The sequence below is a fragment of the Micromonospora sp. NPDC048170 genome, assembly GCF_040652795.1.
In the GTDB taxonomy this organism is placed as follows: Bacteria; Actinomycetota; Actinomycetes; order Mycobacteriales; family Micromonosporaceae; genus Micromonospora.
This window is the reverse complement of record NZ_JBEZMR010000052.1, coordinates 1-14,704: the sequence shown is the minus strand read 5'-3', so window position 1 is coordinate 14,704 and position 14,704 is coordinate 1. Positions and strand designations below refer to the sequence as shown.

The 14,704-nt window shown below is 75.9% G+C and carries 2 protein-coding genes; both read left to right on the top strand.

The genetic code is table 11. The annotated features are described in order from the left end of the window. The first annotated feature begins 340 nt into the window (after positions 1-340). Entirely contained in the window at positions 341-10,366 is a 10,026-nt protein-coding gene (locus AB0D32_RS31800; RefSeq protein ID WP_357098315.1) for a type I polyketide synthase, read from the top strand. A 43-nt stretch (positions 10,367-10,409) separates the two neighbouring features. Beyond that, positions 10,410-14,704: beta-ketoacyl synthase N-terminal-like domain-containing protein (locus AB0D32_RS31795; protein WP_357098312.1), on the top strand; the 4,295-nt coding region annotated here is incomplete at its 3' end.

The following is a 14,704-nucleotide window of genomic DNA, read 5'->3' as shown; positions in this document are numbered from 1 at the left end:
TCCCGGCCGTTGTCGACGGTCGTGGCGAAGCCGGCCGGGCGGGGTGTCGCACCCGCCCGGCCGTACCCCGCGAGGCGGCAGCCCCGGGCCGTTCAGCAGGGCTGCTCGGCCCAGCCTGCGGCCCCGCCGTGTAGGGGCACCGGGTAGGGGCAGGCTAGGGGTTGTGACCGCCGTCCGGCGACAATTACCTTCCTCCGGTAAGTAAGACCTGGTCTGCGCTAAAACGCTTTTTGTCTGGGCAATTCGTGGTCGGCTGAATGGGCATTGGTCTTCGCGGCTTGTGGCGTCTGTGGACGGTATTGGGTCGCCTGGTTCTCTCCGGCCCGAAAAGGTGGCACTAATGGCGACTGAAGATACGCTACGCGAGTACCTGAAATGGGTGACGGCGGACCTTCACCAGACCAGGAGAAAACTCGGCGAGCTTGAGGCGGCCAGCCGCGAGCCGATCGCCATCGTCGGCATGGCCTGCCGGTTCCCGGGCGGGGTGCGCTCGCCGGAAGAGCTGTGGGAACTCGTCGACTCGGGTCGCGACGCCATCTCCGGCTTCCCCGCCGAGCGGGGCTGGGACGTGGCGCAACTGTTCCACCCGGACCCCGACCACCCCGGCACCTCGTACGTCGCCGAGGGGGGCTTCGTCGACTCGGCCACCGACTTCGACGCCGCGTTCTTCGGCATCTCGCCCCGCGAGGCGCTCAGCATGGATCCGCAGCAGCGACTGCTGCTGGAGACCTCCTGGGAGGCGTTCGAGCACGCCGGGATCGACCCGTCGACGTTGCGCGGCCACCAGGTCGGGGTGTTCGCCAGCACCACCGGCCAGGACTACGTGTCGCTGCTCCAGCAGCCGCCGCCCGGCACCGAGGGCTACATCCTCACCGGGACGGCGGCGAGCGTCGTGTCCGGCCGGATCTCGTACGCCCTCGGCATCGAGGGTCCCGCGGTCACCGTCGACACCGCCTGCTCCTCGTCGCTGGTCGCGCTGCACCTGGCGGTGCAGGCGCTGCGGCACGGGGAGTGCACCCTGGCGCTGGCCGGCGGCGCCACCATCATGTCCACCCCCGCCGCCTTCATCGGCTTCAGCCGGCAGCGCGGCCTGGCCCTCGACGGCCGGTGCAAGTCGTTCGCCGCCGCCGCCGACGGCACCGCCTGGGGCGAGGGCGTCGGCCTGCTCCTCGTCGAGCGGCTCTCCGACGCGCGGCGCAACGGCCACCCTGTCCTGGCCGTGGTCCGTGGCAGCGCGGTCAACCAGGACGGCGCCAGCAACGGGCTGACCGCCCCCAACGGCCCGTCCCAGCAGCGGGTCGTCCTCCAGGCGCTGGCCAGCGCCCGGCTCGCCCCCGAGCAGGTCGACGTGGTGGAGGCGCACGGCACCGGCACCACCCTCGGCGACCCGATCGAGGCCCAGGCCCTGCTGTCGACGTACGGGCAGGGCCGGCCGGCGGACCAGCCGCTCTGGCTCGGCTCCGTCAAGTCGAACATCGGGCACACCCAGGCCGCCGCCGGGGTCGCCGGGGTGATCAAGATGGTGATGGCGTTGCGGCACGAGCGGGTGCCCGCGACGCTGCACGTCGACGAGCCCACCCCCAACGTCGACTGGACGGCCGGCGCGGTGTCGGTGGTGACCAGCCCCCAGCCGTGGCCGACCGGCGAGGAGCCCCGCCGGGCCGGGATCTCCTCCTTCGGCATGAGCGGCACCAACGCCCACGTGATCATCGAGGAGGCGCCCGCCGCCGACCCGGCCCCGGCCGCGCCGGACGCCCCGGACGGGCCCGCCGCCGCGACCGACGCGGACACCACCCCCGCCCCGGTCACCGGGGCGGGCCTCGTGCCGGTGCTGGTCTCCGCCCGGGAGGCGGACTCCCTCGCCGCCCAGGCGACCCGCTGGGCCGACTGGCTCGACGGCCGCCCCGACCTGCGCCTGCCCGACATCGGCTGGTCGTCGGCCAGCAGCCGGGCGAGCCTGGAACACCGGGCCGTGCTGCTCGTCGAGGACCGCGCCGCCCTGTTGGGCGGCCTGCGCGCGCTCGCCGACGGCTCGGACGTCCCGGGCCTGGTCACCGGTGCCGGGCCGCGCGGCGGCAAGCTGGCGTTCCTCTTCTCCGGTCAGGGCGCGCAGCGCAGCGGCATGGGCCGCGACCTGGCCGCCGCGTTTCCCGTCTTCGCCCGGGCGCTGGCCGAGGTCTGCGCCGAACTGGACCGCCACCTGCCCCGCCCGCTCACCCCGGTGATCTTCGCGCCGGAGGGTGCCGAGGCCGCCGGGCTGCTCAACCAGACGATCTTCACCCAGGCCGGCCTGTTCGCCGTCGAGGTGGCGCTGTTCCGGCTCCTGGAGAGCTGGGGGATCGCCCCGGACGTCCTGCTCGGCCACTCGATCGGCGAGCTGTCCGCCGCCCACGTGGCCGGCGTGCTGTCGCTGCCGGACGCCGCCACGCTCGTCGCGGCCCGGGGCCGGCTGATGCAGGCCCTGCCGGCCGGCGGCGCGATGCTGGCCGTCCAGCTCCCCGCCGACGCGGTCCGCGCCGCCCTCGACGGCCTGACCGACCGGGTCGCCGTGGCAGCCGTCAACGGGCCCACCGCCGTGGTGGTCTCCGGCGCGGCCGACGCGGTCGAGGAACTCGAACGCCGCTGGGCCGACCAGGGCGTACGGACCAGGCCGCTGCGGGTCAGCCACGCCTTCCACAGCCCGCTGATGGAACCCATGCTCGACGAGTTCGCCGCCGTGGTGCGCGGGCTGGAACTGCACCCGCCGACCCTGCCGATCGTGTCGAACCTGACCGGCGCGGTCGCCGATCCCGACGAGATCCGCACCGCCGACTACTGGGTCCGGCACGTGCGGGAGGCCGTCCGGTTCGCCGACGGCGTGGAACAGCTGCGCGCCCTGGGGGTGCGCACGTTCCTGGAGGTCGGCCCCAGCGGGGTGCTCACCGCGCTGACCCACGACATCCTGACCGCGGCCGGCGCGGACGACGACCGGGCCGCGGTGGCGCTGCTGCGCCGGGACCGCGGCGAGCCCGCGTCCGTGTTCACCGCCCTCGCCGAGCTGCACGTCGCCGGGGTCGAGGTGGGCTGGGCCGAGCTGTTCGCCGGCACGGACACCACGCGGGTGCCCCTGCCCGCGTACGCCTTCCGGCGGCAGCGGTTCTGGCCCGAGCCGCCGCCCGCCGCCCCCGACCCCACCACGCCCGGCGACGACGACGAGTTCTGGACCGCCCTGGAACAGGCGGACGTCGACACGCTGCGCGGCGAACTGGGCGTCGGCGAGGACGACGACGAGCAGGTACGGGCGCTGCTGCCGGCCCTGCCGGTGCTCACGTCGTGGCGCCGGTCCCGGCGCGAACGCTCCGTGGTGGACGGCTGGTCGTACCAGGTGACCTGGAAGCCCGTCGCGGTCGACGACCGGGACGGGCCGGCGGGCCGCTGGCTGGTCGTGCTGCCGGCCGACGACGCCCCGGCCTGGGCCGACCGCCTGGTCGGCGTCTTCCCCGACGCCGAGCCGCTGGTGCTGCGCGTGGGCGCGGCGGACCTCGACCGCGCGACGCTCACCGGCCGGCTGCGGGAACTGATCGACGGACGGCCGGTCGACGGCGTGCTCGCCCTGGTCGCCGGCCAGGACCGGCTGTTGCCCGAGCACCCCGGCGTGACCGTCGGCGCGGCCGCCACCCTCGCCCTGGTCCAGGCCATGACCGACCTGGACCTGGTGGCCCCGCTGTGGTGCGTCACCAGCGGCGCGGTGGCGGCGGCCCCGGGCGACCGGGTCGAGCACCCGCTGCAGACCGAGGTCTGGGGCCTCGGCCGCGCGGCGGCGGTCGAACAACCGCACCGCTGGGGCGGGCTGGTCGACCTGCCGCCCACCGTCGAGGACGCCACCGCCCGGCGGCTCGCCGCCGTGCTGGCCGGCGACGGCGGCGAGGACCAGGTCGCCGTCCGGCCCGGCGGGATCTGGGCCCGCCGGCTCAGCCCGGCCCCGCCGGCGGCGGACCAGTCGCCGGCCGGCGACTGGTGCTCCGGCACCGTCCTGGTCACCGGTGGCACCGGCGCCCTCGGCGGCCACGTCACCCGCTGGCTGCTGGACCGGGGCGTCGGGCAGGTGGTCCTGGCCAGCCGGCGGGGCGCCGCCGCTCCCGCCGTGGCGGACCTGCTCGACCGGTACGGCGCGGACGGGCGGGTCACCGTCGCCGCCTGCGACGTCACCGACCGGCGTTCCGTGGCGGACCTGGTGGACTCGCTGCCCGGCCTGACCGCCGTCGTGCACGCCGCCGGCACCGACCAGCTCACCCCGCTGACCGACACCACCCTCGACGAGTTCTCCCACGTCGTCGCCGGGAAGGTGCTCGGCGCCCTGCACCTCGATGCCTGCCTCGCCGACCGCGAGCTCGACGCGTTCGTGCTCTTCTCCTCCATCTCCGGCGTGTGGGGCAGCGCCGGCCAGTGCGCCTACGGCGCCGGCAACTCGCTGCTCGACGCCCTGGCCGTCAACCGGCGCGGCCGGGGTCTGCCCGCCACCGCCGTCTCCTGGACGGCCTGGGGCGGCGCCGACGGCATGGCCGCCGAGAACGTTGCCACCGGGCAGCTGAACCGGATGGGCCTGCCGCCGATCGACCCGCAGAAGGCGCTCGTCGCGCTGGACCGGGCGATGCGGCGTCCGGCCTCCTGCGTCACCGTCGCCGACGTCGACTGGACCCGGTTCCATCCCGCGTTCACGGTGGCCCGGCCCAGCCCGCTGCTCGGCGACCTCCCGCAGGTGCGGGCGATCGTCGCGGCGGAGGAGGCCACCGGCCCGGTCGGCGGCGCCGTCGCCGCACCGCTGCGGCACCTGGCGTCGCTCCCGGCGGCGGACCAGGAGCGGGAGCTGCTGCGGCTGGTCAACGAGCAGACCGCGGCTGTCCTCGGCCACGCCACCCCGGACGAGTTGCGCGGGCGTCCGTTCAAGGACCTCGGCTTCGACTCGCTGACCGCGGTGGACTTCCGGGGGCGGCTGAACACGGCCACCGGCCTGCGGCTGCCCACCACGCTGGTCTTCGACTACCCCACCCCGGCCGAGTTGGCCGCGCACCTGCGCGAACTGGTGTCCGGCGCCAACCCGGCCGACGCGCCGGAGACGCTCGTCGTCGACGCCGACGAGCCCGTCGCGATCGTCGGCATGGCCTGCCGCTACCCGGGCGGCGTCGACGGGCCGGAGGCCTTCTGGCGGCTGGTCGCCGACGGCGTGGACGCCATCTCGGCGTTCCCGACCGACCGGGGCTGGGAGATCCCGGAGCCGGTGGAGGGCGCGTACGCCCCGGCCGGCGGCTTCCTCTACGACGTGCCCGACTTCGACCCCGCCTTCTTCGAGATCTCGCCCCGCGAGGCGGTGGCGATGGACCCGCAGCAGCGGCTCACCCTCGAGGCGTCGTGGGAGGCGCTCGAACGGGCCGGGGTGGACCCGGCGTCGCTGCGCGGCACCCGCACCGGTGTCTTCGTGGGCGCCTCGACCTCCGGGTACGGCACCGGTCTGACCGAGGTCCCCGAGGGGGTCGAGGGCTACCTGATGACCGGCGCCGCGCACAGCGTGATCTCCGGCCGGGTGGCGTACACCCTGGGGCTGGAGGGTCCGGCCGTCACGGTCGACACCGCCTGTTCCTCGTCGCTGGTGGCGCTGCACCTCGCCGGCGCGGCGCTGCGCCGGGGCGAGTGCGACCTGGCGCTGGCCGGCGGCGTGGCGGTGATGGCCACCCCGACGGCGTTCCAGGAGTTCTCGCGGCAGGGCGGGCTGGCCTCCGACGGGCGCTGCAAGTCCTTCGCCGCCTCGGCGGACGGCACCGGCTGGTCCGAGGGTGTCGGCATGCTGCTGGTCCAGCGGCTTTCGGACGCCCGCCGGCAGGGCCGGCGGATCCTGGCCGTGGTACGCGGCTCGGCCGTGAACTCCGACGGCGCGTCCAACGGCCTGACCGCGCCCAACGGTCCCTCCCAGCAGCGGGTGATCCGGCAGGCCCTCGCCAGCGCCCGGCTGGCGTCCACGGACGTGGACGTCGTCGAGGCGCACGGCACCGGCACCACCCTCGGCGACCCGATCGAGGCGCAGGCCCTGCTGGCGACCTACGGCCAGGACCGGGGCGACAGCGGCCCGCTGCTGCTGGGATCGGTGAAGTCGAACATCGGCCACTCGCAGGCCGCCGCCGGCGTGGCCGGTGTGATCAAGATGGTGCTGGCGATGCGGGAGGGCACCGTCCCGGCGTCGCTGCACGTCGACACGCCCTCGCCGCACATCGACTGGTCCGCCGGCGCCGTGGAACTGGTGACCCGGTCCCGGCCGTGGCCGGCGGTGGACCGGCCGCGCCGCGCGGCGGTCTCCTCGTTCGGGATCTCCGGCACGAACGCCCACGTGGTCATCGAGCAGCCCACCGACGCCGACCCGGCCGGTGACACGGAGCCCGCCTCCGCCCCGGCGGCCGGGCTGGTCGCCTCGGACGTGGTCGGGTGGCCGGTGTCGGCCCGTTCCGCCTCCGCCCTGACCGCGCAGGCGTCCCGGCTGGCCCGGCACGTACGGCAGCACCCCGGTCTCGCCCCGGCGGCGGTCGGCTGGTCCCTCGCGGCCACCCGGTCGGCGTTCGACCGGCGGGCCGTGGTGATCGGCGCGACCCCGGGTGAGCTGCTGGCCGGCCTGGACGCGCTCGCCGCCGGAACCCCGGCCGGCAACGTGGTGACCGGCACCGTCACCGCCCACGGCGCGGGCGCGGTCCTCCTGTTCCCGGGGGCCCGTTCGGCGGGTGCGGCGGCCGGACTGGTCGGCCGCTGCCCGGTCTTCGACGACACGCTCGCCGAGTGCCGGCAGGCCCTGGCGCCCTGGCTCGACGTCGACCCCGCCGCCCTGCTGACCGGCGCGGACGCCTCCTGGACCGACCGCCCGGAGCTGGCGCAGCCCGTCCTGTTCGCCGTCGGGGTGGCGCTCGCCGCCGTCTGGCGGCACGCCGGGGTGACCCCGGCGGCGGTCATCGGGGACGCGGACGGCGAGATCGTGGCCGCCTGTGTGGCGGGCGTGCTGTCCCTGCCCGACGCGGCACGGACGGTGGCGCTGCGGGCCCGGGCAGCCGCAGGCGAGGTGGACCCCGCCGGCCTTCGCGCCGACCTGGAAGGGCTCGCCCCCCTGCCCGGAACCGCCCGACTGGCCTCCACCGTCACCGGCGACTGGGCCGACCGGGCCACCCTCGTCGCCGGCCACTGGGCCGACGGGACGGGACGGCCGGGGCTGTTCGACGACGCCGTCCGTACCGTAGTCTCCGCCGGACACACGATCTTCGTGGAGGTCTCGCCGGAGCCGGTGCTGACCGCCCGCGTCGCCGAGATCCTCGACGGAACCGGCACCACCGGCCAGGTCCTGGACACCCTCGGCGGGCCGGACGACGCCGTGACCCGGCTGCTGACCAGCCTCGCCACCGCGTACGCCGTCGGCCTGCCGGTGGACCAGCGCCGGATGCTGCCCACGAGCGAACCCGTCGACCTGCCGACGTACGCCTTCGACCGGCACCGCTACTGGCTGGAGCGCACCGGCGCCCACCGTTCCGTCCTGCCCTCCGTCGGCCTCGACGTCGTCGACCACCCGCTGCTCAGCGCCGTCGCCGACCTGCCGGGCGACGAAGGTCTGTTGTTCACCGGCCGGATCACCCTCGCCACCCACCCCTGGCTGGCCGACCACGCCGTGCTGGGCACGGTCCTGCTGCCCGGGACGGCGCTGGTCGAACTCGCGTCCTGGACCGGGCGGCACGCCGACGCGGCGTCCGTCGCCGAGCTGAACCTGGAGGCGCCGCTGGCGATCCCCACCGAGGGGGGAGTCGACCTGCGGGTCCGCGTCGGCCCGCGGGACGACAGCGGCCACCGTCCGGTCGCCATCCACTCCCGCCGCGACGACGACACCGACCACCACGGATCCCGGTCCTGGCAGCGGCACGCCTCCGGCCAGCTCGCCGGCACCGTCGACCCGGAAGCCGCCCCGGCGGCCGTGTGGCCGCCCGCCGACGCCGAGCCGATCGCCCTCGACGGCCTCTACGCCCGGCTCGCCACCCAGGGCTACCACTACGGCCCGGCCTTCCGGGCGCTGCGCGCCGCGTGGCGGTCGGGGCCGGACATCCTCGCCGAGGTCGCCCTGGACGCCGACGCGTCCACCGACACCACGGCCTTCTCCGTGCACCCGGCCCTGATGGACGCGGCGCTGCACGCCATCGGCGCCAGCGTCACCGACCCCGCCGGCGCCGACCGGGCGGGGGAGGCCCCGCAGGGCGGCACCGACATCCGCCCGGGCCTGCCGTTCACCTGGTCGGGCGTGACCATCCGGCCCACCCGCGCCCGCGAACTGCGCATCCGGCTGCGCGCCACCGACTCCGCGTCGGTCTCGCTGACGATCACCGACACCGGCGCGACGCCGGTCGCGTCCGTCGAGAGCCTCGTCCTGCGGCCCATCTCCGGCGAGCAGCTCAGCGCGGCCCGCCGGTCGGCCAACCGGTCCCTGCACCGCCTCGACTGGGTCGCCCCCGCCCAGGGCCGCGCCGGCGCCACGTCCCGGCTGGTCGTCCTCGGCGAAGACTGGCCCGGCAGCGAGCGGCACCCCGACCTGTCCGCCCTGGTCGCCGAGGTGCGCGCGGGCGCCCCGGTGCCCGACGCGGTGGTCGTGACCTGCGTCGGGCCGACCCCCGACGAGCCGCACCCCGCCCGCCAGGCGCACCGGGTCAGCCACCGCACGCTCGCCCTGGCCCAGCAGTGGCTCGCCGAGGAGTCCCTCGCGCCGGCCCGGCTGGTGGTGGTCACCCGCGGCGCGGTCCGGGTCGACCCGGACGACCGGATCACCGACGTGCCGGCCGCCACCGCCTGGGGCCTGCTGCGGTCCGCCCAGTCGGAGAACCCCGACCGGATCGTGCTCCTCGACGTCGACGACGACGGGTCGGCCGCCGCGCTGCTGCCGGCGGCGCTCGACACGGGCGAACCCCAGCTCGCGGTACGGGCCGGCCGGTTGCGCGTACCCCGGCTGACCCGGCTCGGCCCGCCCCCCGCCGACCGGCCCGGCCCGGACCTGGCCGCCGGCACGGTCCTGGTGACCGGGGCGACCGGCGCGCTCGGGCGGCTCGTCGCGCGGCGGCTGGTGACCGGGCACGACGTACGCCACCTGCTGCTGGTCAGCCGCAGCGGCGCGGACGCCCCGGGCGTCGCCGGGCTCGTCGACGAGCTCGCCGGCCTGGGCGCCACCGCCCAGGTGCTCGCCTGCGACGTCGCCGACCGCGACGCGTTGGCCCTGCTGATCGACCAGATTCCCGCCGACCGGCCGCTGACCGGCGTGGTGCACGCGGCCGGCGTGCTCGACGACGGCATCCTGTCCGCGCTCACCCCGGACCGCTTCGACACCGTGCTCCGCCCCAAGGTCGACGCGGCCTGGCACCTGCACGAGCTGACCGAGAAGCTGGACCTGGCCGCGTTCGTGATCTTCTCCTCCGCGGCCGGCCTCTTCGGCGGCCCCGGGCAGGCCAACCACGCCGCGGCCAACTGCTTCCTCGACGCCCTCGCCCAGCACCGCCGGGACCGGGGCCTGGCGGCGATGTCGCTGGCCTGGGGCCCGTGGGCCAACGACACCGGCGACGGCCAGCCGGGGCACGTCGACGAGGCCCGGATGAGCCGGGGCGGTTTCGTCCCGCTCGGCGCCGACGAGGGCATGGAACTGTTCAGCGAGGCGCTGCGCTTCGCCGAGCCGGTGATCGTGCCGGTCAGCCTGGACGTCGCGCTGATCGGCCGGCACGGGCCGGCGGCGGTGCCCCCGGTGCTGCGGTCGCTGGTCCGGCCGGCGGAGACGGGCGCGGCCCGGGCCGCGGAGCGCGACCCGGCCGAGGCGCTGCGGGAGACCCTGGCCGCCACCGCGGAGGCGGACCGCGACCAGGTCCTCTCCGACCTGGTCCGCACCCACGCCGCCGCCGTCCTCGGCTACGCGTCGATCCGGTCGATCGACGCCGAGCGCGGCTTCGTCGAGCTGGGCTTCGACTCGCTGACCGCGGTCGAGTTCCGTAACCGGCTCAACGCGGCCACCGGGCTGCGGCTGCCGTCCACGCTGATCTACGACCGGCCGACCACGGCCGCGCTGGTCGAGTACCTGCGGGGCGCCATGCTGGCGGAGCGCAGCACGTCCGCGCTCGCGGTCCTCGGCGAGCTGAACAAGCTGGAACACACCATGCGCACGGTGGCCGCCGGTGACACCGACCGGGCCGCCGTCGGCGCCCGGCTGCGCGAACTGCTCTCCCTGTGGTCCTACGCCGAGTCCGACGCCGGCTCCGCCGACGACGACGGTTCCAGCCTCCAGTCGGCCTCGGCCGAAGAGATCTTCAGCCTGCTGGACGAAGAGCTCGGCACGGCCTGATCCGGCATGTCGCACACCTCGATTCCTGATACGGAGTGGCCCGATGCCCACTGAGGCAGAGTTCCTCGACTACCTCCGGCGTGCGACTGCCGACCTGCGCGACGCGCGTCGGCGGGTGCGTGAGGTGGAGGCCAAGGACCGCGAGCCGATGGCCGTCATCGGGATGGCGTGCCGGTTCCCGGGCGGGGTGACCAGCCCGGCCGAGCTGTGGGACCTGGTCGACCGGGGCGGCGAGGGAGTGGGCGACTTCCCGGCCGACCGGGGCTGGGACCTGGAGCGGCTCTTCCACGTCGACCCGGACAACCCGGGTACGTCGTACAGCAATCAGGGCGGCTTCCTCTACGACGCGCCGCAGTTCGACCCGGGCTTCTTCGGCATCAGCCCCCGCGAGGCCCTGGCCATGGACCCGCACCAGCGGCTGCTGCTGGAGACCTCCTGGGAGGCGTTCGAGCACGCCGGCATCGACCCGCAGCGGCTGCGGGGCAGCCGGACCGGCGTGTTCGCCGGGGTCATGTACCACGACTACGCGTCCCGGGTGCTGGACCTGCCCGACGGCGTCGAGGGCTACATCGGCACCGGCAACTCCGGCAGCGTGGTGTCGGGGCGGGTGGCGTACACGTTCGGGCTCGAGGGGCCGGCGGTCACCGTGGACACGGCGTGCTCGTCGTCGCTGGTCGCCGTGCACCTCGCGACGCAGGCGCTGCGCCAGCGGGACTGCGACTTCGCCCTCGCCGGCGGCGTGACGGTGATGTCCACGCCGGGCACCTTCGCCGACTTCTCCCGGCAGCGGGGCCTGGCGTCCGACGGCCGCTGCAAGTCGTTCGCCGCCGCCGCCGACGGCACCGGCTGGTCCGAAGGCGTCGGGGTGCTGCTGTTGCAGCGGCTGTCCGACGCCCGCCGCGACGGCCGGCGGATCCTGGCCGTCGTCCGGGGCAGCGCGGTCAACCAGGACGGCGCCAGCAGCGGCCTGACCGCGCCCAACGGCCCGTCCCAGGAGCGGGTGATCCGGCAGGCCCTCGCGAACGCCCGCCTCTCCCCGGCCGACGTCGACGTGGTCGAGGCGCACGGCACCGGCACCACCCTCGGCGACCCCATCGAGGCGCAGGCGCTGCTGGCCACGTACGGGCAGGACCGGGGCGAGAACGGGCCGCTCTGGCTGGGCTCGGTCAAGTCGAACCTGGGCCACACCCAGGCTGCCGCGGGCGCCGCCGGCCTGATCAAGATGATCGAGGCGATCCGGCACCGGAGCATGCCCGCCACCCTGCACGTCGACGAGCCGTCCCCGCACATCGACTGGTCCGCCGGGCAGGTCTCGCTGCTGACCGAGGCACGGGAGTGGTCGGCCGTCGACCGGCCGCGCCGGGCCGCCGTGTCGTCCTTCGGCATCAGCGGTACGAACGCACACGTCATCCTGGAGGAGGCGCCCGTCGAGGACGCCCCGCCCACGGACGGGGCCGAGCCCGTCGCCGACGCGCCGGTGGTGCTCCCGCTCGTACCGGTGTTCCTCTCCGCCCGTACCTCCGAGGCGCTCGCCGGGCAGGCCGACCGGTGGGCCGGCCACCTCGGCCGCGTCGGCTCCCTCCGGCCGGTGGACGTCGCGCTCTCCTCGATCAACCGCTCCGGGCTCGACCACCGCGCGGTGGTCCTCGCCGGTGACACGGACGACCTGCTCGCCGGGCTGCGGGCACTCGCCGCCGGCGAGCCGGACGGCATGGTCACCACCGGCCTGTCGGCCCCGCGTGGCCGGGTGGCCTTCCTCTTCTCCGGCCAGGGCGCGCAGCGTGCCGGCATGGGTCGCGAGTTGTACGCCGTCTTCCCGGTTTTCGCCGCGGCGCTGGACGAGGTGTGTGGGCATCTCGACCCGTTGTTGCCGCGTCCGTTGCGTGAGGTGATGTTCGCCGAGGCGGGCACCGGGGAGGCGGGGCTGCTGGATCAGACGGTGTTCACCCAGGCCGGGTTGTTCGCGGTCGAGGTGGCGCTGTTCCGGTTGGTCGAGTCGTTCGGCGTGGTGCCGGACGTGGTGGCCGGGCACTCGATCGGCGAGATCGCGGCGGCACACGTGGCCGGGGTGCTGTCCCTGGCCGACGCGTGCGCCCTGGTCGCGGCCCGCGGCCGGCTGATGCAGGCCCTGCCTGCCGGCGGCGGGATGCTCGCCGTGGCGGCGGACGAGGCGGCGGTGGCCGGGTCCCTCGCGGGGCTGACCGGCCGGCTCGACATCGCCGCCGTCAACGGCCCCACCGCCGTCGTGGTGGCCGGGGACGTCGAGGCGCTCGACCAGGTGCAGCGGATCTGGTCCGAGCGGGGCGTGCAGACCCGCCGGTTGCGGGTCAGCCACGCGTTCCACAGCGGTCGGATGGATCCGATGCTCGCCGAGTTCGCGGCGGTCGCCGAGGGGCTCACCTTCCGGCCGCCGACGATCCCGGTGGTGTCGAACCTGACCGGCCGGGTCGCCGACGCCGACCAGCTCTGCGACCCCGGCTACTGGGTGCGGCACGTACGCGGCACGGTGCGCTTCGCCGACGCCGTCGACTGCCTGCGCGCCGAGGAGGTCGACACCTACCTGGAGGTGGGGCCGAACGGCGTCCTGACCGCCATGGCGCAGAACTGTCTCACCGAGCGGGCGGCGGACGAACCCGAGCCCCTGCTGCTCCCGGTCTCGCGCCACGACCGGCCCGAGCCGCAGGCCCTCCTCGATGCGCTCGCGCGGCTGCACGTGCACGGTGTGAGCGTCGGTTGGGCGGACCTCCTCAGCCGGGGCGGCGGCCGGCACGTGGACCTGCCGACGTACGCGTTCCAGCACCAGCGCTTCTGGCTGGAGCCGGCGGGGCGGTGGACGGACGTGTCCGGCGCCGGTCTCGGTGCGGCCGGGCACCCGCTGCTCGGAGCGGCGGTGTCGGTGGCCGGCGAGGACATGGTGGTGCTGACCGGCCGCCTCTCCACGTCGACGCACGCCTGGCTGGCCGACCACTCGGTCTCCGGCACCGTGGTGGTGCCGGGTGCCGCCCTGGTGGAGTTGGCGGTGCGGGCGGGCGACGAGGTGGGTGCGTCGCGGGTGCGGGAGCTGACCGTCGCGGCGCCGCTGGTGCTGCCGGCTGCCGGCGCGGTGCGGGTACAGGTGCGTGTCGGCGCCGCCGACGAGGGCGGCATCCGGTCGGTGACCGTGCACTCGCAGCCGGAGGAGAGCGTCGACCCGGAGTGGGTCCGGCACGCCGAGGGAATGCTGGAGCCGGCGTCGGCCGACGAGCCGGGCGTGGGTACGTGGCCGCCGGCCGGCGCGTCCGAGGTGGACCTGGCGGGCTGGTATCCGGCGCTGGCGGAGCGCGCTCTGGTCTACGGGCCGGTGTTCCAGGGCCTGCGCCGGGTGTGGACCGGCGGCGACGAGGTCTTCGCCGAGGTGGCGTTGCCGGACGAGGTGGCCGGTGACGCGACGGCGTTCGGGGTGCATCCGGCGTTGCTGGACGCGGCCCTGCACCCGATCGGGCTGCTGCTTGGCGAGGGCACGGGCGGGCCGCGGGTGCCGTTCGCGTTCGAGGGTGTGCAGGTGCACGCCTCGGGTGCGCGGACGCTGCGGGTGCGGCTGACGCGTGCCGGTTCGGCGGTGCGGCTGGTCGCCTGTGACGAGTCCGGGTCGGCCGTGGTGTCGGTGGACTCGCTGGCGCTGCGGGAGCTGACCGGGGTGTCGTCCCCGGGCGAGGCGGCCCGGTCGTTGTTCGAGGTCGCCTGGCAGGCCGAGGAGGTCACCGCGTCCGGGGACGTCTCCGGGTGGGCGCTGGTGGGCGCGCCGGTCTCCGCCGACCTGCCGGTGTTCTCCGACGTCGAGGCGGTTGCCGGATCGGGCGCGGCGCCGCGCCTGCTGCTGGTGCCGGCGGGCAGCGTGCGACGACCGGACCGCGCGGACGCGGTACGGCACGCGGACGCCCGCCACGACGACGGCCCCGACACGGTGCGCGCGGCGACGTCGGACGTGCTGGCGACGGTACGGGCGTGGCTGGCCGCCGACGCTCTGGCGGAGTCGCGGCTGGTGGTGGTGACGCGGGGGGCGGTGGCCGTCGGCGCCGAGGACCGCGTCACCGACCTGGCGGGTGCGGCGGTGTGGGGTCTGCTGCGGTCGGCGCAGTCGGAGCATCCGGGTCGGATCGTGCTGGCGGATGTCGACGGCGACGTGGACGCCGGGGTGTTGGGTGTCCTGGCCGCGGTGGCGGACGAGCCGGCGGCGTCGGGTGGCCAGGTGGCGGTTCGTTCGGGTGCGGTGTTCGTGCCGCGTCTTCTCCGCGCGGTGGTTCCGGCGCCGGTGGACGGTCCTGTGGTGGGCGAGGGCACGGTGCTGGTGACCGGCGG